24 protein-coding genes are annotated in these 25,855 nt (G+C 71.2%); 16 read left to right on the plus strand and 8 right to left on the minus strand.

What is annotated here, in order from left to right; genetic code table 11:
- Positions 1-212 precede the first annotated feature (212 nt).
- The 3 genes from AC2IPW_RS06130 to sucD all read left to right on the plus strand — a co-directional run bounded on the left by AC2IPW_RS06130 (position 213) and on the right by sucD (position 4,148).
- Positions 213-1,916 (plus strand): hypothetical protein, encoded by a 1,704-nt coding sequence (locus tag AC2IPW_RS06130; protein WP_486376505.1) that lies wholly within the window; start codon positions 213-215, stop codon positions 1,914-1,916.
- Between the two features lie 144 nt (positions 1,917-2,060).
- Entirely contained in the window at positions 2,061-3,230 is a 1,170-nt protein-coding gene (gene sucC, locus AC2IPW_RS06135; RefSeq protein ID WP_003937756.1) for an ADP-forming succinate--CoA ligase subunit beta, read from the plus strand.
- 15 nt (positions 3,231-3,245) lie between these two features.
- Complete coding sequence (gene sucD, locus AC2IPW_RS06140; RefSeq protein WP_003937757.1) at positions 3,246-4,148, plus strand: succinate--CoA ligase subunit alpha; 903 nt, start codon at positions 3,246-3,248, stop codon at positions 4,146-4,148.
- Between the two features lie 75 nt (positions 4,149-4,223).
- Here the strand turns inward: sucD and AC2IPW_RS06145 are convergent, their stop codons facing one another.
- Positions 4,224-4,847 (minus strand): IMPACT family protein, encoded by a 624-nt coding sequence (locus AC2IPW_RS06145; RefSeq protein ID WP_416062922.1) that lies wholly within the window; start codon positions 4,845-4,847, stop codon positions 4,224-4,226.
- Positions 4,848-4,954: 107 nt separating this feature from the next.
- Here AC2IPW_RS06145 and AC2IPW_RS06150 point away from each other — a divergent pair, with 107 nt between their 5' ends.
- The 4 genes from AC2IPW_RS06150 (at position 4,955) to purH (ending at position 10,121) form a co-directional block, all read left to right on the plus strand.
- Positions 4,955-6,175, plus strand: coding sequence for a DUF5336 domain-containing protein (locus tag AC2IPW_RS06150; RefSeq protein WP_486376506.1), 1,221 nt, complete (start codon positions 4,955-4,957; stop codon positions 6,173-6,175).
- A gap of 66 nt (positions 6,176-6,241) precedes the next feature.
- Positions 6,242-7,867, plus strand: a complete 1,626-nt coding sequence (locus AC2IPW_RS06155; RefSeq protein WP_486376507.1) for a cell division protein PerM — start codon at positions 6,242-6,244, stop codon at positions 7,865-7,867.
- Positions 7,868-7,954: 87 nt separating this feature from the next.
- Positions 7,955-8,569, plus strand: a complete 615-nt coding sequence (gene purN / locus AC2IPW_RS06160) for a phosphoribosylglycinamide formyltransferase (protein ID WP_371382830.1) — start codon at positions 7,955-7,957, stop codon at positions 8,567-8,569.
- Positions 8,556-10,121 (plus strand): bifunctional phosphoribosylaminoimidazolecarboxamide formyltransferase/IMP cyclohydrolase, encoded by a 1,566-nt coding sequence (purH, locus tag AC2IPW_RS06165; RefSeq protein ID WP_416062925.1) that lies wholly within the window; start codon positions 8,556-8,558, stop codon positions 10,119-10,121. Before purN ends, purH begins: the two co-directional genes overlap by 14 nt.
- A gap of 56 nt (positions 10,122-10,177) precedes the next feature.
- Here the strand turns inward: purH and AC2IPW_RS06170 are convergent, their stop codons facing one another.
- The 3 genes from AC2IPW_RS06170 to AC2IPW_RS06180 all read right to left on the minus strand — a co-directional run bounded on the left by AC2IPW_RS06170 (position 10,178) and on the right by AC2IPW_RS06180 (position 12,304).
- On the minus strand, positions 10,178-10,414 hold the full coding sequence (locus AC2IPW_RS06170; RefSeq protein WP_003937763.1) for a hypothetical protein: 237 nt from the start codon (positions 10,412-10,414) through the stop codon (positions 10,178-10,180).
- 315 nt (positions 10,415-10,729) lie between these two features.
- Entirely contained in the window at positions 10,730-11,689 is a 960-nt protein-coding gene (locus tag AC2IPW_RS06175; protein ID WP_486376508.1) for an alpha/beta hydrolase family protein, read from the minus strand.
- A gap of 42 nt (positions 11,690-11,731) precedes the next feature.
- Positions 11,732-12,304, minus strand: a complete 573-nt coding sequence (locus AC2IPW_RS06180) for a DUF4126 domain-containing protein (RefSeq protein ID WP_003937765.1) — start codon at positions 12,302-12,304, stop codon at positions 11,732-11,734.
- A 143-nt stretch (positions 12,305-12,447) separates the two neighbouring features.
- Here AC2IPW_RS06180 and AC2IPW_RS06185 point away from each other — a divergent pair, with 143 nt between their 5' ends.
- Both AC2IPW_RS06185 and AC2IPW_RS06190 read left to right on the plus strand, forming a co-directional pair.
- Complete coding sequence (locus tag AC2IPW_RS06185; RefSeq protein ID WP_371382828.1) at positions 12,448-13,833, plus strand: sigma 54-interacting transcriptional regulator; 1,386 nt, start codon at positions 12,448-12,450, stop codon at positions 13,831-13,833.
- On the plus strand, positions 13,833-15,770 hold the full coding sequence (locus AC2IPW_RS06190) for a vWA domain-containing protein (protein ID WP_486376509.1): 1,938 nt from the start codon (positions 13,833-13,835) through the stop codon (positions 15,768-15,770). Before AC2IPW_RS06185 ends, AC2IPW_RS06190 begins: the two co-directional genes overlap by 1 nt.
- Positions 15,771-15,825: 55 nt before the next feature.
- Here AC2IPW_RS06190 and AC2IPW_RS06195 read toward each other — a convergent pair whose 3' ends face one another.
- Genes AC2IPW_RS06195 through AC2IPW_RS06205 form a run of 3 tightly spaced genes read right to left on the minus strand, consistent with a single transcriptional unit; the run spans position 15,826 to position 18,338 of the window.
- Positions 15,826-16,992 (minus strand): MFS transporter, encoded by a 1,167-nt coding sequence (locus AC2IPW_RS06195; protein WP_003937768.1) that lies wholly within the window; start codon positions 16,990-16,992, stop codon positions 15,826-15,828.
- A gap of 3 nt (positions 16,993-16,995) precedes the next feature.
- On the minus strand, positions 16,996-17,388 hold the full coding sequence (locus tag AC2IPW_RS06200; protein ID WP_003937769.1) for a hypothetical protein: 393 nt from the start codon (positions 17,386-17,388) through the stop codon (positions 16,996-16,998).
- 23 nt (positions 17,389-17,411) lie between these two features.
- Positions 17,412-18,338, minus strand: coding sequence for an AEC family transporter (locus tag AC2IPW_RS06205; protein WP_416062927.1), 927 nt, complete (start codon positions 18,336-18,338; stop codon positions 17,412-17,414).
- A 181-nt stretch (positions 18,339-18,519) separates the two neighbouring features.
- On the opposite strand from AC2IPW_RS06205, the gene AC2IPW_RS06210 reads away from it, so the two are divergent.
- Positions 18,520-18,678, plus strand: coding sequence for a hypothetical protein (locus tag AC2IPW_RS06210; RefSeq protein WP_289379364.1), 159 nt, complete (start codon positions 18,520-18,522; stop codon positions 18,676-18,678).
- A 21-nt stretch (positions 18,679-18,699) separates the two neighbouring features.
- On the opposite strand, the gene AC2IPW_RS06215 is transcribed toward AC2IPW_RS06210, so the two are convergent.
- Positions 18,700-19,416 (minus strand): GntR family transcriptional regulator, encoded by a 717-nt coding sequence (locus AC2IPW_RS06215; RefSeq protein ID WP_003937771.1) that lies wholly within the window; start codon positions 19,414-19,416, stop codon positions 18,700-18,702.
- 96 nt (positions 19,417-19,512) lie between these two features.
- On the opposite strand from AC2IPW_RS06215, the gene AC2IPW_RS06220 reads away from it, so the two are divergent.
- Genes AC2IPW_RS06220 through AC2IPW_RS06245 form a run of 6 tightly spaced genes read left to right on the plus strand, consistent with a single transcriptional unit; the run spans position 19,513 to position 25,735 of the window.
- A complete protein-coding gene (locus tag AC2IPW_RS06220; RefSeq protein ID WP_371382822.1) occupies positions 19,513-20,643 on the plus strand; it encodes a TIGR03364 family FAD-dependent oxidoreductase in 1,131 nt (376 codons plus the stop codon).
- A gap of 32 nt (positions 20,644-20,675) precedes the next feature.
- Positions 20,676-21,353, plus strand: coding sequence for a phosphonatase-like hydrolase (locus AC2IPW_RS06225; RefSeq protein WP_289379366.1), 678 nt, complete (start codon positions 20,676-20,678; stop codon positions 21,351-21,353).
- A gap of 21 nt (positions 21,354-21,374) precedes the next feature.
- Positions 21,375-22,343 carry a phosphate/phosphite/phosphonate ABC transporter substrate-binding protein gene (locus AC2IPW_RS06230; protein WP_371382821.1) on the plus strand — a complete coding sequence of 323 codons (969 nt, stop codon included), beginning with the start codon at positions 21,375-21,377 and terminating at the stop codon, positions 22,341-22,343.
- A 1-nt stretch (position 22,344) separates the two neighbouring features.
- Positions 22,345-23,154 (plus strand): phosphonate ABC transporter ATP-binding protein, encoded by an 810-nt coding sequence (gene phnC / locus AC2IPW_RS06235; RefSeq protein ID WP_003937775.1) that lies wholly within the window; start codon positions 22,345-22,347, stop codon positions 23,152-23,154.
- Positions 23,151-24,746, plus strand: coding sequence for a phosphonate ABC transporter, permease protein PhnE (gene phnE / locus AC2IPW_RS06240; protein WP_416062928.1), 1,596 nt, complete (start codon positions 23,151-23,153; stop codon positions 24,744-24,746). Before phnC ends, phnE begins: the two co-directional genes overlap by 4 nt.
- Entirely contained in the window at positions 24,722-25,735 is a 1,014-nt protein-coding gene (locus tag AC2IPW_RS06245; protein WP_416062929.1) for a zinc-binding dehydrogenase, read from the plus strand. The genes phnE and AC2IPW_RS06245 overlap by 25 nt, the downstream gene beginning before the upstream one ends.
- Positions 25,736-25,855: the final 120 nt, after the last annotated feature.

Consider the following 25,855-nt stretch of genomic DNA (forward strand, 5'->3'; position numbering starts at 1 on the left):
CGTTCGTGACCTGACCGTTACTCGGACCGAAGCGACGGTAACGAAACGATCGCAAGCGTGGCAACCTAAACGGGCAGGAAAACGGACCTTGTGACTGGCATCACAGTTTGAGCTGGGCGAATCGGGAAACATTTTCCTGGTTACGGCGCGATACCGAAGACTTACGGTGTGTCACGCCGGGATGTACCGGAACGCCGTCGTAGCGTCGGGTCGTGCCGAGTCGTCCGCCCGTACTTGTCGCCGCGCTCGTCCTGGCCGCGCTCGGAGCCACGGCGGTGGCGGTCGCCCCCATCCTTCCGGTGGTCGGCGCCGACGAGGGACCGATCGGTGCCGCTTCGGGCGCCGCAGCCCTCGTTTCCGCCGTCGCCGCGCTGGCGGTTCCCGTCGGTGCGGTGAGTCTCGCCCGCCGGCGCGGCGCCCTCGCCGCCGTCCGGGCCGCCGCGCTTCTCTCGGGCGCAGGGTTCGTCGCACTCGGCGCAGTCCTGCTCGACGTCGCGCTGTTCACCGATGCCCTGGACGCGGACCGCCTCGAGTTGTTCCGGCCCGTCACCGCCGCGGGACTCGCGGCGGGCCCCGGCGCCGGCGTCGTCCTCGCCGGTCACCTCGCCTCGGTCGTCGCCGGAGTCCTCGGGGCCGTCGCGGTCCGGCAACTCGAAGCCGCCCGCCTCCCGGTCGAGGAACGGCCCGTCGGTGCCCGTGCCGCGACGCCGGTCGCAGCCGGCGTCGCGGTAGCTGCGCTGGTCACGGCCGGCGCGCTGCTCGCCCCGCCCTTCGTGTCGAACGATCCGGTACTGCTCGGTTCCGGCGTCCTCGATGCGACGCCGGCTGCCGCGCTCGGTGCCCTGCTGGCGGCGGTCGCGGTGGTGCTGGCAGCAACGTGGGCGCTGGTGACGCCGTCGTCGGCCGCCGCGACGGGCGTGCTCGCAGGTGCGGGACTCGGTGCGCTGGCCATCCTGGGGCCGCGGCTGGCGGCAGGGCTGACCGGTGCGCGGCTGGCGCCGTCGCCCGGGGTCGCCGTCGGCGTGCTCGCCGCCGTCCTGCTCGTCGCGTCCGCGGTCGCGCTGCCTCGTCTCGTCGCGCGGTCGGACCGTGCCGCACCGCGGGTGCGCAGGGCGGTCCCGCCCGCTCCGGCGAAGCGGCATCGGCAAGCGGGTGTCGCGGGGATCGTCACCGGCGTCGTCGCGACGGTGGGGTCGCTGCTGCCGGTGCTGTCGGTGCCCGCCGGTGCGACGGCGCCCGAACTGTCTGCTGCGCGCATGCTGTTCGCGGCGGGCCTGCTCGTGCTGGCGCTGAGCTTCTGGTTGCTGCTGTCCGAGTTCGCCGCTCCGCTGCGACCCGCCGTCGCGGTGCCGGCCGCCGGGATGGTCGCCGCCGCCGGGGCGGTGCTGCAGTCCTGGGTGCTCGCCGCGGGCCTGCCCGGTGTCGGCGCCGGGCCGGGCACCTGGCTGGCCGGGGCCGCGATCCCGGGGGCGGCGGTGACGGGCGTGCTCGTCGTCCTCGCGGGAGGTGCGGAACGCGACGGCATCGACACCTCCGTCGAACGCACCGCCGGGCCCGTAAGGCGCGCGGTGGGCGCGGCTGCGGCTCTCACTGCCGGTATCGGGGTGCTGCTGCCGTTGCAGCCCGGCGCCGGCTCGGTGCTGAGCTACCCCTGGGGTTACGACGTGTGGGGGCGGGCGGTGCTGGCCGTCGCAGTGGTAGCGGCGGTGCTGGTCGCAGGGCGTGCGCGGCCGGCCCGAGGCACTGCGCTGTTGCTCGGCGCGGCGGCCTCGGTGGCCCTGTACGCGGCCTCGTGGGCGCTCGTACGGACCTCGGAGCAGGAGCCGGTGAACGGAGTCCTCACGCTGCCTGCAATCCTGGGGGTGGTGCTCCTCCTGGCTGCGGCGTGGCTCACAATCCGGGAGGAAAATCCGTGAGGTACCCCCGGGGGTCCTCACTCCGGTGACATGCGACACATACCAGGAGTGCGGGCGTTTGGTGGGACTTCCGACTAGTTACAGTCCGAACGGACCCGCTCATACCCCTCGAGCGGGCGTCAACGCAGACGAGACGGTGAGCAGATGGATCTCTTCGAATACCAGGCGAAGGAACTCTTCGCCAAGCATGGTGTGCCGACGTCGCTGGGTCGTGTGACCGACACGGCCGACGATGCCAAGGCTATCGCCGAGGAAATCGGTAAGCCTGTGATGGTCAAGGCCCAGGTCAAGACCGGTGGTCGTGGCAAGGCCGGCGGCGTGAAGTACGCCGCCACCCCCGAGGATGCGAAGACCCACGCCGAGAACATCCTCGGCCTCGACATCAAGGGTCACATCGTCAAGAAGCTGCTGGTCGCCGAGGCCAGCGACATCGCGGAGGAGTACTACATCTCCTTCCTGCTCGACCGTGCCAACCGCACCTACCTGGCCATGTGCTCGGTCGAGGGCGGCATGGAGATCGAAGAGGTCGCGGCAACCAAGCCGGAGCGTCTCGCCAAGGTGTCCGTGGACGCCGTCAAGGGTGTCGACCTCGCGTTCGCGCGCAGCATCGCCGAGCAGGGTCACCTGCCCGCCGAGGTGCTCGACGCCGCGGCCGTGACCATCCAGAAGCTGTGGGAGGTCTTCGTCGCCGAGGACGCCACCCTGGTCGAGGTCAACCCCCTCGTGCGTACCCCCGACGATCAGATCCTCGCCCTGGACGGCAAGGTCACCATCGACGAGAACGCGGGCTTCCGTCACCCCGAGCACGCCGAGCTCGAGGACAAGGACTCCACCGATCCGCTCGAGGCCAAGGCCAAGGAGCACGACCTGAACTACGTCAAGCTCGACGGCCAGGTCGGCATCATCGGTAACGGCGCGGGCCTGGTCATGTCGACCCTCGACGTCGTGGCGTACGCCGGTGAGAAGCACGGCGGCGTCAAGCCCGCCAACTTCCTCGACATCGGCGGTGGCGCCTCGGCCGAGATCATGGCCGCCGGCCTGGACGTGATCCTGAACGACTCCCAGGTCCAGAGCGTGTTCGTCAACGTCTTCGGTGGCATCACGGCGTGCGACGCCGTCGCCAACGGCATCGTCAAGGCGCTCGAGATCCTCGGCGACGAGGCCAACAAGCCGCTGGTCGTCCGTCTGGACGGCAACAATGTCGAGGCCGGCCGCAAGATCCTGGCCGACGCCAACCACCCGCTGGTCACGCTGGTCGGAACCATGGACGAGGCCGCTGACAAGGCCGCCGAGCTGGCGTACGCCGCGAAGTAAGGACACACGGAGAACATGTCTATCTTCCTCAACAAGGACTCGAAGGTCATCGTCCAGGGCATCACCGGCGGCGAGGGCACCAAGCACACCGCCCTGATGCTCAAGGCTGGGACCCAGGTCGTCGGCGGCGTCAACGCCCGCAAGGCCGGCACCACGGTGTCCCACACCGCGGCCGACGGTTCCGCCGTCGAGCTACCCGTCTTCGGCACCGTCGCGGAGGCGATGAAGGAGACCGGCGCGGACGTCTCGATCGCGTTCGTTCCCCCGAAGTTCGCCAAGGACGCCATCATCGAGGCCATCGACGCGGAGATCCCGCTGCTCGTGGTCATCACCGAGGGCATCCCGGTGCAGGACACCGCGTACGCGTGGGCCTACAACGTCGAGAAGGGCAACAAGACCCGGATCATCGGCCCCAACTGCCCCGGCATCATCACCCCCGGCGAGTCGCTCGTCGGCATCACCCCGGCCAACATCTCCGGCAAGGGCCCGGTCGGCCTGGTGTCGAAGTCCGGCACGCTGACCTACCAGATGATGTTCGAGCTGCGTGACTTCGGCTTCTCGACCGCCATCGGCATCGGCGGCGACCCGGTCATCGGCACCACCCACATCGACGCCATCGAGGCGTTCGAGAAGGACCCCGAGACCAAGCTCATCGTCATGATCGGCGAGATCGGCGGCGACGCCGAGGAGCGCGCGGCCGACTACATCAAGGCCAACGTGACCAAGCCGGTCGTCGGCTACGTCGCCGGGTTCACCGCTCCCGAGGGCAAGACCATGGGCCACGCCGGCGCCATCGTCTCCGGTTCCTCGGGCACCGCGCAGGCCAAGAAGGACGCCCTCGAGGCGGCCGGCGTGAAGGTCGGCAAGACGCCGTCCGAGACCGCCGCGCTCGCACGCGAGATCCTGCAGTCGCTCTGAGCGAAGCGGCTTCGCCGCCGGTGTGTCCTTTGGGTGGTCCAGGCAGCCCAAAGGACACACCGGCAGCTCCGCTGCCTACCCGTCGACCCATTCGGTGCCGACGGGCACGAGTTCTCCCGCACCGGCCGTCACCGAGGCGACCAGGTTCTGCAGTTCGGTCGCGTCCCGCGCCGCGACGGTGAAGACGACACGCTCCGTGTAGGACACGTCGAGCACGCTCACTCCGCGGCCCCGCAGTTCCGACTCCACGCGTCCGGCATCACCGTGCCCCACCGCCAGCGTGAACACCTCCCGCCGCTCCCGGGGCACCAGCGTCGCCGCATCGACCGCGACCGCCACCGCACCCGAATACGCCCGGACCAGTCCGCCCGCGCCGAGCTTGATGCCACCGAACCAGCGGGTGACCACCACCGCGACGTTCACCAGATCGCGGTGGTGCAGCACCTGCAGCATCGGCACCCCGGCCGTGCCCCCCGGTTCTCCGTCGTCGCTCGAGCGTTCTGCCCGGTGCGCCGGCTCGTCGCCCACCACGAAGGCCCAGCAATGATGCCGCGCATCGGGATACAGCCGCCGCTGTTCCTCGACGAAGGCGAGCGCGGCGGTGTCCGAGTCGACGCGGCGCAGCACGGCGAGGAACCGGGAGTGCTTGATCTCCGTCTCGGCGACGACGTCCGGTCCGGGCTCGAGGGTGCTGGGCATGGGCACATTCTCGCCGGTGGGGATTCGCCGGATTCGCGGGACTCCTGCCGCCCACCGTGATCGTGCCTAGGCTGGTCGCAGAGCAGCCGACGACTTCAGGAGGAGCGATGACCTACCCAGCAGGCTCGGGAACGGGCCGGTCCGACAACCCGGCAGGCCCCTCGGGGTCGTCGACCGGGGCAGGATCCGGACCCGCCACCCGAGGCGCCTCCGACAAGGTGGTGCCGCTGCTCCTGCCGATTGCCGTGGCGGTGCTGGCGGTGCTGAACTTCCTGCTCGGCCTGGCGCCGTACGTGCGCATCTCCTTCGGCACCCAGGTCGCGCTGTCGTCGTTCGACTTCGGGTTCGCGGTCGTCCCGCTGGCCTTCCTGCTCTTCGGCGGCGCGGCCGCTGCGCTGTCGCTGCTGCCGGGCCAGGATCTGCGCTCCGTCGCAGTGACGGCCTCCGCGGTCGGCTTCGTGGTGTCGCTGTTCCAGCTCTTCCACCTCCCGGACGACACCGGCATCTCCTGGGGCGGGGTGTCCATCCTCGTCCTCGGCTTCCTGCAGACCGCGCTCGCGCTCATGGCGTTGCTCTTCGGGATCGGGATCCTGGTGCCCGGCCAGCGTCGTTCGCCCGCCCAGTCGTTCGGCGGCCAGGGCGGCGGCCAGGGTTACGGCGGGCAGGCTTACGGAGCTCAGGGCTACGGAGCACAGGGTGCCGGTGCGGGGCAGGGTTACGCTCCCGGCGCGACAGCGAGCGGATACGGAACGCCGGGCTCCGGCTACCCGTCCTACCCGTCCGGGTCCTCGGCCTACCCGTCCGGGTCCTCGGCGCAGTACCCCGGCTACCAGCAGCCGCAGTATCCGTCGGGTCAGTACCCGTCGGGCCAGTACCCGTCCGGCCAGTACCCCTCCGGCCAGTACCCGTCCGGCCAGTACCCCTCGGGCCAGTACCCCTCCGGTCAGTATGCCGGGGGCCAGTACCCCGGCACCCAGTACTCGGGGGCGCAGCCGCGTGAGCACTACCCGAGCCCGGACGCCGGCGCCCAGACCGAACACCTGAGCCAGCCGCTGCGCGTCGACCGGCCCCATGCCGAGGGCCAGCACCCCGGACAGCAGGCCTACACCCCGACGGGCGCCCAGGCGTCGTACGGTGCCGGGACTCCGGGTCCGGCCGGTCGGACGGGCGAGCCCGCCGGTGGCGACGTCGACGAGCCGACGGTGCTCGCCCCCCGGGCCGCAGACACCCAGCGGGAGGACACCGACCGTCCCTCGGAGGGCGAGACCGAGCGCACGTCGGACCCGGCGCCGACGCAGGCGTTCCGTCCCGGCGACGAGCCGCGGTGACGGCTCCCGCACATCCTGCGGCGCGCCTGACCGTCCCGATCGTCGCCGGGTGACACTCTCGACACGATGACCTCGACGCTCGGCCGGTCCGACCGGCACACCACCCCGGAAGACACCTCGGTCGAACCGGAGCAGTTGCGAATCCTGCTCGGCACGGCGGCCAAGGTGCCGGCAGTGACCCTCGCGTTGATCGCCACGCTGGTGGTGACCACGATGGTGGCCGCGAGCAGCGACCTGACCGGCATCTACGCGGCCATCGCGGGAAGCTGGCTGGCCCTGCATCAGGTGACCCTGACGATCGACGGGGTATCGCTCGGGGTGCTGCCGCTGCTGCCGACGGCGGTGCTGGTGTGGCTGACCGCTCGAGCCGCACGGTCGGCCACCGACGGTGTCGTCGCGCTCGGTGGCCGTCCGCTCGACCGCCGGAACGCCTCCCGCATCGCGGTGGCCGTTCTCGCCGGTCCGACGGTGATCACGGTGGCGGCACTGATCGTGATCCAGGATGCGGCGAGTGTCCTACCCGTCGTCACCCCCAATCCGGCGTCCGCGCTGGCGTGGGTGACCGCGCTGTACCTGCTCGGGACGGGGCTCGGCATCGGTTCCCGGACCTGGCGGCCGCTGGCGTCCCGCTACGGCGTGCCGAGTTGGCTGGTCGCCGCTGTGCGACCCGCGGCCCGGACGGTGCTGGGAATGTTCGCCGCAGGCGGGGTGGTGACCGTGCTCGCGCTGCTGTGGTCGTGGACCGTGGTCGGTGAGCTGATCGGCCGCGGCGGGGGAGCGGTCGGGGCGCTCGGGCTGACGGTGCTGTCGGTGCTGTACCTGCCCAACGTGCTGATCGGGGCCGCCGCCGTGGTGACCGGCAGCACGGTGCAGTTCGGCGACGTGCACCTGAGCCTGTTCGAGGCGACCGGCGGTGACCTGCCTGCCCTGCCGGTGCTTGCCGTCATCCCACCGGGACCGGCCTCGCCGTTCTGGCCCGTGCTGCTGGCCGTCCCCGCGACGGTGGGCGCCCTCCTCGGTCGGTACGTCGCCCAGTGCCACCTCGAGGCGCGGGCCCGAGGAGAACGAGTGTCGTCCACCGACGCCGCGCTCACGGTGGTTGCTGCAGCGGCACTCGCGGGTGCGACGACCGCGCTGGCCACGTGGGCTGCCGGCGGCCCGCTGGGGGTCTTCGGCGTGGTCGGCGGAAACTGGCGGCTGGCCGGGGTGCTGGTATTCGCGTGGACGGGGCTGCTCGGCCTCGTCACCTCGCAGCTGCTGCTGTGGCGCGAGCGCCGTCTGGCCGCGGCGGACGCCGCCCGGGAGTCGGCCGCCGAGGAAAGGCTCGCCGACGAAAAGCCCGCCGACGAGGATCCCGACGACGAGCCGGCCGAGGTCGAGTCTGCCGAGGAGACTGTCGCCCCGCTCGACGGCGACGTCCGGGAGCTCGAGGCGGCACCGGCCACCGACGTGCTCGACGCCGAGATCGTCGAGGACGACCCCGAGCACGCCCCCACGGACGTCGACGACGCGCCCGTCGTCGACGGCCCGGACAACGAGGACCTCGCGGCCGAACGTCCGGATGTCGTCGACGCGGCGATCGAGGACACGGCCGACGAGCCGGCCCGCCCCGTCGAGAAGGACCGGGAGGCCGGCGCACCGCCGGAGCCCAACGGCGACCTGCCGGAGGGTGCCGCACCCCCCAAGGGCTAGGCTCTACCCGGCCGAGCCTCCGGCCGACCCCTCTCGAGTTCCAGGAGTAGAGCGCTGACTGCCTCGCGTGACCAGCTGCCGCCCACTGTGCCGGCACGGGTCGTCGTCCTCGCTTCGGGCACCGGAAGCCTGCTGCGGTCGCTGATCGACGCCACGCACACGGACGGATATCCCGCCCGGATCGTCGCCGTCGGAGTGGACCGCGAGTGTGCCGCCGAGGGGCATGCTGAGGCCGCCGGCATTCCCCACGTCCGCGTCCCGCTGCGCGAGCACCCGGACCGGGCCGCCTGGGACCGCGCCCTGACCGACGCCGTCGCCGCGCACGAGCCGGACCTGGTGGTCTCGGCCGGTTTCATGAAGATCCTGGGACCGGTCTTCCTGGACCGGTTCGGCGGCCGCATCGTCAACACCCATCCGGCGCTGCTGCCGGCGTTCCCGGGCGCACATGCCGTGCCGGACGCCCTCGCCTACGGGGTGAAGGTCACCGGGTCGACCGTGCACCTGGTCGACGCGGGTATCGACACCGGCCCCATCCTGGCGCAGGAACCCGTGCCGGTCCTCGACGACGACGACGAGGCCACCCTGCACGAACGCATCAAGGTTGTGGAGCGACGACTGCTGGCCGACGTGGTCGCCGCCGTCGCCACCCGTGGAGTTGTATCCGATGGACGAAAGGCCGTGATCCCCAGTGACCGAACGTAAGGCTGTGCGACGTGCACTCGTCAGCGTCTACGACAAGACCGGTTTGGTCGAACTGGCGGCGGGCCTGCACGAGGCGGGTGTCGCGCTGGTCTCCACCGGCTCCACTGCGGCCACCATCGCCGGCGCCGGAATCCCCGTCACCAAGGTGGAGGATCTCACCGGCTTCCCCGAGTGTCTCGAGGGGCGGGTCAAGACGCTGCACCCGCGGGTGCACGCCGGCATCCTCGCCGACACGCGCAAGCAGGACCACCTCGATCAGCTCGCCGAACTCGGCGTCGAGGCGTTCGAACTGGTCGTGGTGAACCTGTACCCGTTCACGCAGACCGTCGCCTCCGGTGCCACCCCCGACGAGTGCGTCGAGCAGATCGACATCGGCGGCCCGTCCATGGTGCGTGCCGCCGCGAAGAACCACCCGTCGGTCGCGGTGGTCGTCGACCCCGCCCGGTACGACGACGTGCTCGACGCCGTCAAGGGTGGCGGGTTCACCCTGCCACAGCGTAAAGCCCTTGCCGCCCAGGCATTCCAGCACACCGCCGCCTACGACGTAGCGGTCGCGAGCTGGATGAACGCCGGTTACGCCGCCGGGGAGGCCGACGCCGCCGAGCAGTTCCCGGCGTGGGCCGGTGCCACGTGGGAACGCGCGGCTGTGCTGCGTTACGGCGAGAACCCGCACCAGGCGGCGGCGCTCTACGTGAACGAGGCCGGCGAGCCGGGCCTGGCGCGGGCCGAGCAGTTCCACGGCAAGGAGATGTCGTACAACAACTATCAGGATGCCGACGCGGCCTGGCGTGCCGCGCACGATCACGACCGGCCGTGCGTTGCGATCATCAAGCACGCCAACCCGTGTGGGATCGCGGTCGCGGAGACCGTCGCCGAGGCGCACCGCAAGGCGCACGAGTGCGATCCGGTGAGCGCGTTCGGCGGGGTGATCGCCGTCAACCGTGAAGTGAGCGTGGCGATGGCCGAGCAGGTCGCCGAGATCTTCACCGAGGTGATCATCGCCCCCGGGTACGCGGACGGCGCTGTCGAGGTGCTCAGCCGCAAGAAGAACATTCGCATTCTGCGGGCCGACTCGCCGCAGGCGGCGCAGATCGAGCTGCGGCAGATCTCCGGCGGAATGCTGCTGCAGGAGCGCGACACCCTCGCCGCGCCGGGCGATTCGGCCGCGAACTGGGAGCTGGCCTGCGGCGAGGCCGCCGACGCCGAAACCCTCGCGGATCTCGAGTTCGCGTGGCGTGCCTGCCGGGCCGTGAAGTCCAACGCGATCCTGCTCGCCGCAGGCGGCGCCACCGTCGGTGTCGGCATGGGTCAGGTCAATCGGGTGGACTCCGCCCGGCTCGCCGTCTCCCGCGCCGGGGACCGGGTCGTCGGATCCGTCGCCGCATCCGACGCGTTCTTCCCGTTCGCGGACGGCCTGCAGGTGCTCACCGAGGCCGGTGTGCGGGCCATCGTGCAGCCGGGCGGTTCGGTGCGCGACAACGAGGTCATCGAGGCCGCTCGCGAGGCCGGCGTGACCCTGTACCTCACCGGCGCACGCCACTTCGCGCACTGAGCGACGCCGGTCGCCGCACGCACTGAGCAGCGACGCCAGTCGCCCGCACGCGCCCGTCAGGCCGCGTGCGGGTGCCCGGTCGCCGGGCGGGTGACCATCCGCGGCGTGGCGTCGCGGGCGTCGGAGATGACCAGCCGGGCGGCGCCGCGGTCGAGCAGTTCGCGGATGAGGTCCGCTGCGGCCGCAGCCTGTTCGGTGCCGACGTGGCTCAGGTCGATCGTGATGGCGTGACCGGTGAGATCGTCGGGCAGGTCCTTGGGGACGGCGCCGGTGGCGCCGAGTCGCAGTTTCATCGTGTTCTCCTCTTACTGGACAAGATCGGTATATGGGGAAAAGAAAGGGCACCCGAGGCGATGTGCCCGGGTGCCCGAGAAGGAGTCGGTCGAGTCGTCGACTCATTCCCGGGGTCGCCACTTGGCGAAGTGGAAGTGCGCGTAGGTGTGTCGGCACCAGCTGGGTACGGCAATGCGCATCGACTTCGCCGCGATGACCTTGTCGTCTCGCATCGGACCGTACCTTTCTCGTGTGTTCCTACGGGTTAACCGGACACCATACCCGAGTTACGCGAATCTGACATCTCTTGTTTTCGGCCCATCTCGGGCGGCGGGTCAGAGCTTGGCGAGCCATGCCTCGAAGCCGCGGGTGAACTCGTCCGAGAAGGGCAGGTCGGCGATGTAGTCGGCGCCGGTGGACTGCTGGTCGCCGATGTCCTTGAGTACGTGGTTGGCCCGGTGCAGGCGCAGCGACGTCAGGTTCGTGTGCACGAGCGCCGAGTCGAGGGCGTCGACGTCCTCGACCCGCACCTGGATGTCCTTCGCCGAGACGCTGGTCAGTACCGGAAGCCCGCCCTCGAGCTGGGCCGCGAGCATCCGCGGATCGAGCGAGTCCTCCTCGGCGAGGGCCTTGGCATTGGCCGAGACCAGACCGGCGTTGCGCAGCGGCTCGGGCAGGGTGTCGCTGAGGGTGCCGTCGGCGCGCAGCGATTCCACGGCCTCGGCGAGGGCCAGGCGCAGTTCGTCGGCGATCTGGATCGGGAGCTGACCGGCATCGACGACCGCGTCGAGCTGGGCGTCGATCTGGGCGGTGAGCAGGTCCAGCAGACGCACGGCCAAGGGCTCGAGCAGCGCGATGCCTGCGACGGGCGCACCGGCGTCGGCGAGGGTGAGGGCGATGAGTGCGCCCTCGCTGTGCCCGACCACGTAGAGCCGTTCGGCGTCGATGCCCGGCTGCGCGGCGAGGAACCGGAGGCCGTCCGTGGCGGCGTCGATGAACGTGGAGAAACCGAGGTCGGCGACGTCGGCGACGTCGTACGGGCCGAGGCCGGTGGCGCCGCTGCCGAGCTTGTCGTAGCGCAGGCTCGCGAAGCCGTTGCGCTCGAGCACGTCGGCGAGGTGCCGCAGGGTGCCGATCGGGCCGGGCAGCAGCGCACTGTCGCCGTTGCGATCGGTGGGACCGCTGCCGGCGAGAAGCAGCACGGCGGGGACGTTCCCGTCGCTCGCGGCGGGCACGCGCAGACTGCCGTGCAGGGTCACGTCGCCACTGGAGAAGGAGATCTCGGTGTCCGCCATGCCGTTGTGTCTATCAGAACCGGTTGTGTCCATCGGAACCGGTCAGCCCGTCCGCAGGCGGCTCAGCCGTCGATACCCGCGGTGGACGGCCCACGCGAAGCCCGCGAGGAGGGGCACGACGAGCAGCGGGACGACGAGCGCGATCAGCGACGTGACGAACGACAGTAGATCGTCGAGCAGCGACAGCGCCGGGTTGCCGAGTCCCGCGGTGGTGACCGTGCTCGCCGCACGGGTGCCGGTCTGCACCGTGCTCACCGCCATCGCGGCCGGGGCGCCGACGACGATGCCGGCGAGAGCGGCCATCGCCGGGTCGAGATCGGCGAACGCCGCCCAGGCGGCCAGCGCGCCCGCGACGGGCCGTACGACGGTGGCGACGGCCGAGAGGACGTTGTCGACGAGGGGAACGAGGTCGGCGCCGATCTCGACGACGGTGGCGATCGCCAGGGCGACGAGCGCGCCCGTCGACCCGACCCACTGCATCGACTCGTTGAGCGCGATGCCGAACAGGCCGAAGTGCACTGCGGTCCCGAGCATCAGCAGCGGGAGAAACGTGCGCAGGCCGGTGGCGGCAGCCAGTCCGAGTCCCAGCAGTGCCGCGAGGAGCCAGGTGTCCATGGCGGGAGTCTAGGGATCGGGGCCGACAACGCACCCAGGCACGGCCGGATCCGGGAAGGTCTGCCGGTCGGGGGCGGTTCCCGGGCGGGGCGCCCCCGCGGCTGCAGGTGCCGAAATCACCGAACGCTCGTACCTTGGGAGGGGTGACGTCACCCACAATCAGGCCGTCCACCGTCGGCGAGCTGCGTGCCTCGGGACACGAGCACCGCTCCGTCAAGGACGAGATCCGGCAGAACCTGCTCGCCGCCCTGCGCGACGGCATCGACCCGTGGCCGGGCATCGTCGGCTTCGACGACACCGTCGTTCCGCAACTCGAACGTGCGCTGCTCGCGGGCCACGACGTGGTGCTGCTCGGTGAACGCGGGCAGGGCAAGACCCGGTTGCTGCGCACCCTGCCCCTGCTGCTCGACGAGTGGACTCCGGTGATCGCCGGTTCCGAACTCGGCGAGCACCCTTACGACCCGATCACCCCGGCTTCGATCCGCCGCGCCGCCGAACTCGGCGACGACCTGCCCGTCGCCTGGCGGCACCGCAGCGAACGTTATGCCGAGAAGCTCGCCACTCCCGACACCTCCGTCGCCGACCTGGTCGGCGACGTCGACCCCGTCAAGGTCGCCGAGGGTCGCAGCCTCGGAGACCCCGAGACCATCCACTTCGGTCTCGTGCCGCGCGCCCACCGCGGCATCGTCGCCGTCAACGAGCTGCCCGACCTCGCCGAGCGCATCCAGGTCTCGCTCCTCAACGTCATGGAGGAGCGCGACATCCAGGTGCGCGGCTACACGCTGCGGCTCCCGCTCGACGTCCTGCTCGTCGCCAGCGCCAATCCGGAGGACTACACCAACCGCGGCCGGATCATCACCCCGCTCAAGGACCGGTTCGGCGCCGAGATCCGGACCCACTACCCGACGCAACTCGACGACGAGATCGCCGTCATCGAGCAGGAGGCTCGACTGCAGGCCCGGGTCCCGGACTTCCTGCTCGAGATCCTCGCCCGCTTCACCCGCCTGCTGCGTGAATCCACGTCGGTGGACCAGCGTTCCGGTGTGTCGGCGCGCTTCGCCGTCGCCGGCGCGGAGACCGTCGCGGCTGCGGCGATGCGTCGCGGCGCCGTGCTCGGCGAGGCCGACCCCGTCGCACGTCCCGTCGACCTCGGCACCGTCGTGGAGGTGCTGCGGGGCAAGGTCGAGTTCGAATCCGGCGAGGAGGGAAGGGAATTCGAGGTCCTCGATCATCTCCTGCGGCGGGCCACCGCGGACGCCGCCCGCACCCGGCTGGCCGGGGTCAACCTCGGCCCTCTCGTCACCGCCGTCGAGCAGGGACAGCCGGTGGTGACCGGGGAACGGATCACCGCCAAGGCGCTGCTGGACGAACTGCCCGACCTGCCCGTCCTCGACGTCGTCGCCGAGCGGCTCGGCGCGGAGGACATCGGAACGCGGGCTGCCGCCGCCGAACTGGCCCTCGAGGGCCTCTACCTCGCGCGGCGGATCGCCAAGCACGCCGACGACGACGGCGCCGCGGTGTACTCCTGATGAGCCGGGGCGCACGGTACGGGCCCTACGACGGTGGCGACCCGCTCGCTCCGCCGGTGGATCTGCGTGAGGCCCTCGCCGCTATCGGGGAGGACGTGCTGGCCGGCAGTTCGCCGCGACGTGCGCTGCGGGAACTGCTGCGTCGCGGGCACGGAACCATGCGCGGCCTGGACCGACTTGCGGCACAAGCGAACCGACGTCGCCGGGAACTACTGGACCGGACGAACCTCGACGGCACGCTGCGCGAGGTGCGCGAACTGCTCGACCGGGCCGTGCTCGAGGAACGCAAGGCCCTCGCACGCGCACTCGACGACGACGCCCGGTTCGCGGAGATGCGGATCGAGGAACTGCCCGCCTCCACCGCGCAGGCGGTGCAGGAACTCGCCGACTACGCCTGGCGCAGCCCCCAGGCCAGGGAGGACTACGACAAGATCCGTGACCTGCTCGGCCGGGAGATGCTCGACCAGCGGTTCGCCGGGATGAAGGAGGCCCTCGAAGGCGCAACCGACGAGGACCGCGAGCGGGTGAACCGCATGCTCGAGGATCTGAACGATCTGCTGGACAAGCATTCCCGCGGGGAGGACACCGAGGAGGACTTCGAGCGGTTCATGGCCGCCCACGGCGACTTCTTCCCGGAGAACCCCCGCAACGTGGAGGAACTGCTCGACTCGCTGGCCCAGCGGGCGGCGGCGGCGCAGCGCCTGCGCAACTCGCTCAGCCAGGAACAACGCGACGAACTGGACGCCCTCGCCCAGCAGGCGTTCGGGTCGCCGAGCCTGATGTCGCAGCTCGACCGCCTCGACTCGCACCTGCGAGCTGCCCGCCCCGGGGAGGACTGGACCGGGTCGGAGCGGTTCCGTGGGGAGCAGGGCATGGGCCTGGGCGAAGCGACGGGGGCGCTGCAGGACGTGGCCGAACTCGACGCGCTCGCCGAGCAGCTCTCCCAGCAGTACGCCGGCGCCTCCCTCGACGACATCGACCTCGACGCGCTGGCCCGTCAGCTCGGCGAGGAGGCCGCGGCCGATGCGCGCACGCTCGCGCAGCTCGAGAAGGAACTGCAGCGGCAGGGGTTCTTCGACCGCGGTGCCGACGGACAGTGGCGCCTGTCGCCGAAGGCGATGCGCGAACTCGGCCGGACCGCGCTGCGTGACGTCATGGACCAGCTGTCCACCCGGGGCGGGCAACGCGAGACCCGCCGGGCGGGGGCCACCGGTGAGCCCACCGGGGCGTCGCGCCCGTGGGAGTTCGGCGACACCGAGCCGTGGGACGTCGTGCGCACCCTCACCAATGCGACCCTGCGCGCTCCCGCGCGCATCCCGGTGCGGATCGATGTCACCGACGTCGAGGTCGTCGAGACGGAGCAGCGCACCCAGGCTGCGGTGGCGCTGCTGGTGGACACGTCGTTCTCGATGGTGATGGACGGCCGGTGGGTGCCGATGAAGCGCACGGCCCTGGCTCTCAACCACCTGGTCTCGACCCGGTTCCGCGGAGATGCGCTGCAGCTGATCGCGTTCGGCCGGCACGCCCGCGTCGTCACCGCCTCCGAACTCGCCGGCCTGGACGGAGTGTACGAGCAGGGCACGAACCTGCACCACGCGTTGATGCTGGCCGGCCGGCACCTGCGCCGGCATTCCAATGCCCAGCCGGTGGTGCTGGTGGTCACCGACGGTGAGCCCACCGCGCATCTCGAGGCGGACGGATACGCGGCGTTCGACTATCCACCCAGCGCCCGCACACTCGGGATGACGGTCCGGGAACTCGATCATCTCGCCCGCGTCGGGGCGCACGTGACGATCTTCCGGCTCGGCGACGATCCGGGGCTGGCGCGGATCGTCGACCGGATGGCCCGCCGGGTCGGTGGACGGGTCGTCGCGCCGGACGTCGACGGCCTTGGGGCCGCCGTCGTGGGCGACTACGTGCGGCTGCGCCGCCGCTGACCCGCCCCGTGCGCGATTCCGGTAGTGGGAACTACCGAAAGCGCGCACGGGGGGTCTAGGGGCGCAGCGCCCGCCACGTGCTGACGGCGGCGGCCGAGAGCAGTCCCGCGGTCACCAGGAACACCGAGGCGGTGCCGGCGACGCCGGCGATCGCGCCGGCCGCCAACGGCACCGACACCTGGCCGAGACGGTTGCCGGTGAGGCGCACCGCGAGCGCCGACGCCCGGTCCGCCGGTGCCACCAGTTCGACGACCCACGTCATGGTCAGCGGCTGCCCGAAACCCCAGAAGGCGCCGCAGATCGCCAGCAGTGTCCCCATCGCCCACGGGTTCGGCAGGAACGGCAGTGCCGCGACGGGCAGGGCCGTGCATGCCGTCGCCGACAGCAGCAGACGTCGCCGCGGAATCGTCCGCAGCGCCCACGGCAGGACCGCACGCGAGACGATCGACGCGACGGTGCGGGCGGTGAGCAGGGCCGACACCAGCAGCACCCCGAAGCCGAATTCCTCACCGAGCAGCGGCAGGTACGCGACGACGAGGTCGACGGACGCCAGCACGACGAGGCTGGAGAACATCGCGGGCTTCATCCCGCGCGTGCCCAGCATCGACAGCACGGACTGCGGGGGCGCGTCGCCCGGAGTGCGACCGGAGCCGGGCGGTTCGCGCAGGCCGACGACGAACGGCAGGGCCGCCGCGGCGAGGACCGTCATCACCAGCAACGCCGGGGTGGTCTCGACGGTGTCCCCGTTGCTCGCCGCAGCGATCATGCCGGCGAGCGGCACCCCGATCGCCTGGCCCACCGACACTCCCAGGGTGATGCCCGCAAAACCGCGGTCGAGTTCACCCGGCGGCGACAGGATCGACACGAACGCCTGTCCGGACACCGTCACCAGAAGCTGACCCAGACCCAGGACGGTGTTGCCGAGACCGAGGATCCACAGGTCCGGGCTGAGTGCGATGATCAGCGCACCGGCCACCGACACCACGACACCGCCCCGGAGAATCCCGGCCGCGTGCCGGCGGTCGACGGCCCGGCCGAGCTGTACCGCCAGTACCAGCGGGACGAGAGCGAACAGGGCCGTCACTACGCCGATCACGGCCGCGTCGCCGCCGAGGGCGAGCACGCGGTAGGAGACGAGGACGCGCACCGACTGGAACGTCGCGTGCAGCAGTGCCGTCGCCGTGCACAGGAGCAGCAGCCAGTGCCGGGGGGTGCGGGACATCGCTCAGCCCTCCGTCACGATCCGGCCGGCCAGCGGTGCCTGCAGCGTCAGCTCGAGTACACCGGTGACGGCGATCATGATGCACGCCCGGTCCACCGCCTCGGGCAGGGTGCCGCCACGCAGCGCCACCGTGACGGCGGTGTCGGACTCGGTGACGGTGGCGTCGACCCCGAAACACGCGGGTGTGCCGGTCTCGAAGTGGACGGCGATGCGGTCGTCGTCCACGCGGGTCCACGAGCGTACCGGGATCGGGTGCGGCTCGACGAGGTCGTCGCGGGCGGTGAAGACCGTCGCACCCGCCGGCGTCGGTTCCTCCGGTAGCACGGGGACGTCGGCGCCACCCCGACCGCACGCGCCCGCCAGGACGCAGCACCCGGCGAGCACCAGCAATCGCATGGGCCTCGGCCCAGTCGCGCCCGTCATGCGAGAAGTGCGGCGACGACGCCGATCGCGGGGATCGAGGCGAGCGTGGTGACCAGCGCGGCGTCGCGGGCGAGCACCATGCCGCGGCCGTAGCGGCTCGCGTAGACGAAGACGTTCTGTGCGGTCGGCAGCGTCGCGACCACGACGATCGCGAAGAGCTCGTGCCCGTCCAGGCCCATCAGGTACCGGGCCATGACGTAGGCGAGGACGGGCTGCACCACGATCTTGAGCACCGACGCGAGCGCGATGTCGCGGCGCGGGCTGGTGCCCTTCTCGAGCACCCGCACCCCCTGGAGCGACAGGCCGAATGCGAGCAGGGCACCCGGTACCGAGGCGCCGCCGAGGAGGTGGAACGGCTGCATCAGCGCGGCAGGCGGCGTCCAGCCGGCGACGGCGACGGCGAGCCCGGCCGCGCCCGCCAGCACGATCGGGTTCTTGAACGGGGCGGTGATCGTCTCCCGTCGTGACGCGCCGGGGCGCATCGTCGACAGGTCCAGCATGGTCAGGGCGATGGGGGAGAACAGCACGATCTGGAACAGCAGCAGGGGCGCGACGAACGAGGCGTCGCCGAGGACGAACACCGCGATCGGAATACCGAGGTTGGCCGAGTTGACGTAGGAGGCGGCGAGCGCGCCGATCGTCAGTTCCGGCAGCGGCCGGCGTAGCCACAGCTTCGCGAGGACGAGGTAGAGCGCCGCGACGGCGAACGCGGTGGCTGCGGCGACGTACAGGGTGGGGGAGAAGATCACCGACAGGTCGGAGGTGGCCAGCGAGTCGAACAGCAGCGCGGGGGTGGCGACGAAGAACACCATCCGGCTGAGCACGAACTGGGCCTCGGGTCCGAGCGTGCCCGTCCGGCCGAGCGCGAATCCGATCGCGATGATCACGAAGATGACGCTGAATCCCGCGATCACGCCCGACACCGATACAACCCTTCGAAAGCACACGATATGCAGGCGCTGCACGCCAGACCGAGAACCTTACCGGTGGTAACGGCACCGCTGCGCACCGGGCGGGCCGGTCCCGTGGTGCCGCCCGGCGGTGCGACGAGGTGAGCGGGAGTCCGGCAGGGCATTGCAGCCGGAAGTCTGCAATGCTGAAAAAATGCCGACCGACCCGATTGTTCATCTCCCGGCCAATGTCATCGCGCTCGCCCAGCATCCGCGCTATCAGCATGCGGACTGGACGATGTCGGAGCGGCTCGTACGGCGGCAGGAGCTGGTCCTGCAGCATCTCGGCGTCTGGAGCGACGACGGTTCCTGAGGTGTGCCGGCCCCGCTGTGCTCAGGGCGTCACGGTGGCGACGAACGTCATCCGGTCCCCGCGGTAGAGCGAGCGTCGCTGCTCGATCGGGGTGTCGTGCTGGTCGTAGGAGACCCGGTTGAGCAGCAGCATGGGTGTGCGGATGTCGGCGTCGAGGAGTGCCGCCTCGCGGGCGTCGGGCAGGGTGGTCTCGATGTACTCGACCGCGCGCGCGAAGGTGATGCCGCGCGCACGGATCGCCGCATACAGCGACGACGTGGAGTCGAAGCTGTCGGCGAGTCCCGGGAAGCGCGCGGCGGGCAGGCGGGTCCGCTCCAGTCCGACGCGGACGCCGTCGGTGAGCAGGACGCGTTCGAGTTCGAGCACGGGATCGCCGACGGCGATCGCGAGTACCGCGGCGAGGTCGGGGTCGGCCGCGAGGTCGGTCCAGCCGACGAGTAGGCGCCCCGCGCTGCGGCCCTCCGCGAGCGCGGCCTCGGTGTAGGAGCCGATGATCAGCGGTTGCAGGATCTTCGGTTTCGCGACGACCGTGCCCCGGCCCCGGCGTTCGATGCGCCCGTCGACGAGAAGCTCGCGCAGTGCCTGACGGACGGTCTCCCGGGCCACGTCGAACCGGGTGGCGAGTTCGCGCTCGGAGGGCACCGGGTCGCCGACGGAGAGCTCGTCGAGCAGGGCGTCGACTCGGTGCCGCACGATCTGATGCTTGGGGACCCGGGTCTCGCGGGCGGTTGCCGTCACACTCGAAGCGTACCGGATTCTGGTCTATACCAATCGTTCACCGCCCGTTCGCCTGACGTCCCCTCATTGGTCTAGACCATCGGTCAGGCTCGGGGCATGCGAATCCTGATCATCGGCGGCGGCATCCTGGGAACCGCCCACGCCGACGCCGCCGTCCGCCGCGGGCACGACGTCGTTCACCTCGAACGTGAACCGGAAGCCCGCGGCGCCACCGTCCGCAACTTCGGTCTCGTGTGGGTCTCCGGGCGCACCGAGAGCGAACTGACCGCCACCCTGCGCTCCCGCGAACTGTGGGCCGACCTCGGCGCCCGCGTCCCCGGCATCGGTTTCCGGGCGAACGGGTCGATCACCCTCCTTCGCAGCGACGCCGAGGTGGCCGTCGCCCGGGAGGCGGCCGGCCGCGCCGACGCCCGCCAGCGGGGCTTCACCCTGCTCGAGCCCGAGGCGGTCCGCCGGCTCAATCCCGCCCTGCGCGGCAAGTTCGTCGCCGGCCTGCACTGCAGCACCGACGCCGCCGTCGAATCCCGTGTCGCCCTGCCCGCGATCCGGTGGCATCTGACCACTTCCGGGCGCTACAGCTTCCGCCCCGGGACCGAGGCCCGCACCGTGACCCGCACCGCCCACGGGACGGTGCAGGTGCGCGACGACCACGGCACCGTCCACGAGACCGACCTCGTGCTCGTGTGCCCCGGAGCGACCCTGTCCGGTCTCGCCCGCGAACTCGGCGGCGACCTGCCCCTGCGCCGCGTGCGCCTGCAAATGATGCAGACCGCCCCGCTGGGGGAGACGCTCACCACGTCCGTTGCCGACGGCGACAGCCTGCGGTACTATCCGGGCTTCGCCGGGGCCGCCCTGGAGGAGCTGAAGGCGCGCGAACCGCAGGCGCTCACCGCCGAGCAGCACCGCATGCAGCTGCTGTGTGTGCAGCGCCTGGACGGCGGGCTCACGCTCGGCGACACCCACGAGTACGACGAACCGTTCGCCTTCGACGTCGACGAGTCACCGTACGAGCACCTCGTCACCGTCACCGAGGAGCTGCTCGGGCACCGGCTCCCCCCGGTCGTGCGGCGCTGGGCCGGGGTCTACAGCCAGTGCCTGGATCCCACCGAACTCGTCCACCGTGCCCGGGTCGACGACGACGTCTGGATCGTCGCCGGGCCGGGCGGCCGCGGCATGACCCTCGGCCCCTACCTCGGCGAGCAGACCGCCGACCTCCTGAACCTCTGAACGAACCCTCCCGCAACGATTCCGGAGCAACCATGACTGTCATCCGCCTGGCCGTGCTCGACATGGCCGGCACCACTGTCGCCGACGGAGGCCTCGTCCTGCGCGCCTTCGACGCGGCCGCCACCAGCGTCGGACTACCCGCCGACGGACCCGAACGCGACGCCGCCCGGCGCTACGTCCTCGACACCATGGGCCAGTCGAAGATCGTCGTCTTCCGCGCCCTGTTCGGGAGCGAGGAACGGGCCCACGCCGCCAACGAAGCCTTCGAACGTGCCTACGAACGCTTCGTCGGCGCCGGCGACGTCACCGCGATCCCCGGTGCGGAGGAAGCGATCACCCGTCTCCGCGACGGCGGCATCAAGGTCGCGCTCACCACAGGATTCAGCCGCAGCACCCAGGACCGTCTGCTCGCGGCGCTCGGGTGGCAGGACCTTGCGGACCTCGCCCTGGTTCCGGCCGACGCCGGACGCGGCCGGCCCTACCCCGACATGATCCTCGCGGCCCTGCTGCGGACCGGGACCGACGATGTCCGCGACGTCGCCGTCGTCGGCGACACCGCGGGTGATGTCCTCTCCGGTCGCCGCGCCGGGGCGTCCGTCGTCGCCGGAACCCGCACCGGCGCACACGACGAGGCGATCCTGCGCGACGCAGGCGCCACCCACGTCCTCGACTCCGTCGCCGACCTGCCCGATCTCCTCCTTTCCGTCTGACCCGACACCCCGAGGATCCTCATGCACTCCCCCCTGTTCCGCCGCGCCACCGCGGCCACCGCCCTCGCTGCCGGGCTCGCCGTCACGCTGACCGCCTGCGGCGGCTCCGACCCCGACGCCGTCAACGCTCGAGGATTTCCCGAAACGCTCACCCTCGCCGCGATTCCGGCCGAGAACTCGGCCGATCTGCAGGCGAGCTACGATCCGCTCATCGCGCTGCTCGAGCAGGAGACCGGCTCGGAGGTCGAGTTCATCCAGGCCTCCGACTACGCCGGTGTGGTCGAGGGCATTATCGCCGGCAACGTCGACCTCGCATTCTTCGGTCCGTTCGCGTACGTCGTCGCCGGCGTCAACGGCGCCGACGTCACCCCGCTCGGGGCAGTCGTGCAGGAGGCCGGCGGCGAGGCCGGCTACCGGTCCTACGGTCTGACCCGCGCCGACAACGCCGACATCAACCGCATCGAGGATTTCGGGGGCAAGAGCGTCTGCTTCGTCGACCCCGGATCGACCTCCGGATTCCTCTACCCCACAGCGGGTCTCATCGAAGCGGGCGTCATCGCCTCCGGAACCGAGCAGGCCGTCGCCGCAGGGGTGGAGCCGGTGTACGCCGGCGGCCACGACGCATCCGCGCTCGCCGTCGCCGCCGGCGACTGCGACGCCGGTTTCGCGTTCGACACGATGGTCGACGAGACCATGATCGCCAGCGGCGACCTGAAGGAAGGCGAGCTGAAGAAGGTCTGGGAGTCCGAGACGATCGCAGGCTCGCTGTTCGTCGCGAACAACTCCCTCGGCGCAGACACCGTCGATCGGCTCCGCACGGTCTTCGTCGACAAGGCCAACGCCGACTACATGCGCGCCCAGGGCTTCTGTGCGGGCGAGTGCCGGATCACCGACGAGCGTGCATGGGGCGTCGTTCCCGCCACCGACGCGGACTACGACGGCGTCCGCGAGGTCTGCACGCTGACCGAATCCGACAAGTGCAAGGGCTGACATGACCACCGACCATCCCGTCGCCGGTGACGACGTCGTCGTCTCCGCTCGTCGCGTCGTCAAGAAGTTCGGCGACACCGTCGCACTCGGCGGCGTCGACCTCGAGGTCCGCCGCAGCGAACTCGTCGTGCTGCTGGGCCTGTCGGGTTCCGGCAAATCGACGCTACTGCGCTGTCTCAACGGCCTGCACCCGACCACCGACGGCGCGGTCACCGTGAACGGCACCCGCGTCGATCTCGCCTCCCGCGCCGAACTGCGTGCCCTGCGGCGCGACGTCGGCTTCGTCTTCCAGCACTTCAACCTCGTCGGCCGGCTCAGCTGTCTCGAGAACGTCCTGATCGGCGGCGTCGGCCGGCTGCGCCTGCCGCGCTACGGAAAATCGACATACCCGAAGCGGATGCGCACCGAGGCGCTCGCCCACCTCGATCGGGTGGGATTGGCGGAACTCGCCGACCGTCGCGCCGATACGCTCTCCGGCGGTCAGCAGCAGCGAGTCGCGATCGCCCGCACCCTCATGCAGCAGCCCACGGTGCTGCTCGCCGACGAACCCGTCGCCTCCCTGGATCCGGAGAACGCCGGTGTCGTCATGGATCTGCTCTTCCGGGTCTGCATGGAGGACAAGCTCACCGTGCTGTGCACGCTGCACCAGGTGGATCTCGCCCTCGGCTGGGCGCACCGCGTGATCGGCCTGCGCGGCGGCGAGAAGGTGCTCGATCGCCCGGCCGTGGGACTTTCCCGGGAGGACGCCATGGAGATCTATCGGCGAGTCGACCCAGCCGACGCGACGATCGCAACGGCCGCGACATCATGACCGTGCTCGAAGCGCCACCGGCGCCGACCCGGCCCGCCCCGGCGTCGGAGTCGGTGGCGCGTCGCCGGATACTGGTGGGCTGCTCGGCTGCCGCCCTACTCCTGACGCTGGTGTCCGCCTGGTACATCGACTTCGCCCCGGCCACTCTCGTCGACGGTGTCGATGCGGTCGCCGATCTGCTCGAGCGGATGCTGCCGCCCACGGTCGACGACCCCGGCCGCATCTGGACACTCGCGCTCGACACGCTGCTGATGGCGGTGCTGGGTACCGTCCTCGCGGCGGTGGCGTCGGTGCCCCTGGCCTTCCTTGCGGCGCGCAACACCAGCCCGCATCCCGTGGTGTACACGATCTCCCGCGGCGTCATCACGTTCTGCCGGGCCGTGCCCGACCTGCTGTTCGCGGTGCTGCTGGTGCGTGCTCTCGGCATCGGCGTGCTCCCGGGGGTGCTCGCCCTGGCGCTGCACTCGATCGGCATGCTCGGCAAGCTGTTCGCCGACGCGATCGAGCAGACCGACCCCGGACCTCGAGAGGCGGTGCGCGCCACCGGCGTCGGATACGTCCGGGAGATGATCAACGCTGTCGTACCGCAGGTGGTGCCCGCGTGGACCGGCACGTTCGTCTACCGCATCGACATCAACCTGCGTACCTCCGTCGTCCTCGGTTTCGTCGGCGCCGGCGGCATCGGCTTCGCGCTGCAGGACGCTCTGCGCGGCCTGGTGTACCCCCGGGCACTGGGCATCGTCTGTGTGATTCTGGTGATCATCGCCGCGATGGAGGTCGTCGCGATCGTCGTCCGGCGTGCCCTGCTCGCCCCGGCACGTCCCGATCCCCGGCGCGAGCGCGCATCCCGGCTCCTCTTCTCCGGAATCGTGCTCGGGGCGAGCCTCGGCGCCCTGATCGTCCTGCGCATCGATCCACGCACACTGTTCACGTGGCCCGCAGCGGCGTTCGACGTGTTCGGTCGGTTGCTGCCACCGGACTTCGGTGCGGTGGGGGACGCGCTCGTCGATGCGGTGCTGCAGACCCTCGCGATCGGTGTCGTCGCCACGGCCGTCGGTGCAGTACTGTCGCTACCGTTCGGAATCCTGGCCGCGCGCAACGTCTCTCCGACTCCGGCACTCTACTGGTTCGCCCGCACGGTGATTCTCGTCGTCCGCGCCGTACCCGAACTCGTCCTCGCGGTGATCTTCGTGGCGGCCATCGGGCTCGGTCCGGTAGCAGGGGCGTGCGCACTCGCACTCGGCTCGATCGGATTCCTCGGCAAACTCGTGGCGGACGCGGTCGAGGAGATCGATCCCGGACCGATCGAAGCCGTGCGTGCGACCGGGGGCGGATGGTGGAAATCGTTGCTGTCCGCGGTGATTCCGCAAGCGCTTCCGTCGATCATCGGCTCGGGCCTGTACCTGCTCGACGTCAACATCCGCACCTCGACGATCCTCGGCATCGTCGGTGCCGGCGGCGTCGGCTTCCTGCTGTTCGAGGCGATCCGCACGCTGAACTTCGAATTCGCCGGTGCGATCGTGCTCATCGTGTTCGCCGTCGTCTTCGTGATCGAAAGGGTGTCGGGATGGATCCGGTCGCTGGTGGTCTGACCCGCGCAGCCGTGTGGACGGGCGCCGGCGTCGACATGCGCGACGTCGCCGTCCCGCGTCTCGGTGCCCGCGAACTGCTGGTACGGGTCCGGCTCGCGACCGTGTGCGGCAGCGACCTGCACACCGTCACCGGACGGCGACCCGGGCCGCGGCCGTCGGTGCTGGGCCACGAAGCCGTCGGCGACGTCGTCGCCGCCGGCCCCGGTGCGGGGACCGTCGTCGGCGCGCGGATCGTATGGACCGTCACGGCCTCGTGCGGTGCGTGCGACAGGTGTGAGTCCGGACGGAGCGCCAAGTGCCGGTCCCTCCGCAAGGTGGGGCACGAACCTTTCGACGGCGCATGGGCGTTGTCCGGCGCCTACGCCCGCTACATCGTGCTGCCGGCCGGGGTGGGCGTGGTCCGGGTGCCGGACCGGGTGCCGGACGTCGTCGCGGCCCCGGCGGCATGTGCGACGGCGACGGCGGTCGCCGCCGTCGAGGCGGCCGGTGACGTCGCCGGCCGGCGGGTCCTGGTGTGCGGCGCGGGCATGCTCGGGGTCACGGCGATCGCGTTGTGCGCGGAGGCCGGTGCCGACGTGCGCGTCGCCGACCCGGATGCGGAGCGGATCGCGGTGGCCGAGCGGTTCGGGGGCGTCGGCGACGAGGGCGGCCCGGTCGACGTCGCGCTCGACTTCTCGGGATCCGCCGCCGCGGTAGGGGAGTGCCTGCACCGGCTCGACGTCGGGGGTCGTCTCGTCCTGGCCGGCTCCGTGATGCCAGGCCCTTCGGTGTCCCTCGACCCCGAAGCCGTCGTGCGGGGCTGGCTCACCGTCACCGGAGTCCACAACTACGAGCCTGCCCACCTGCACCGGGCGGTCGAGTTCCTGGCCCGCACGGCCGGCACCTACCCGTGGGACGAACTCGTCGCCGAACCGGTCCGCCTGGACGATCTCGCGAAGGCCCTGCGCCGGCCCGACGCTCCCGCCCTGCGCACGTCCGTCGCTCCGTGAGTGCACACTTCTCGTGACGACACGCCGGGCGCCGGCGCGGCCGTACGGGAGGGAACCGAGGGCACGGCGACCTGTGGACAACTCGCGTGAGTGTGCACATCTCGGGACGACACGCCGAGC

It is taken from the genome of Rhodococcus sp. NS-SX18, assembly GCF_057367935.1.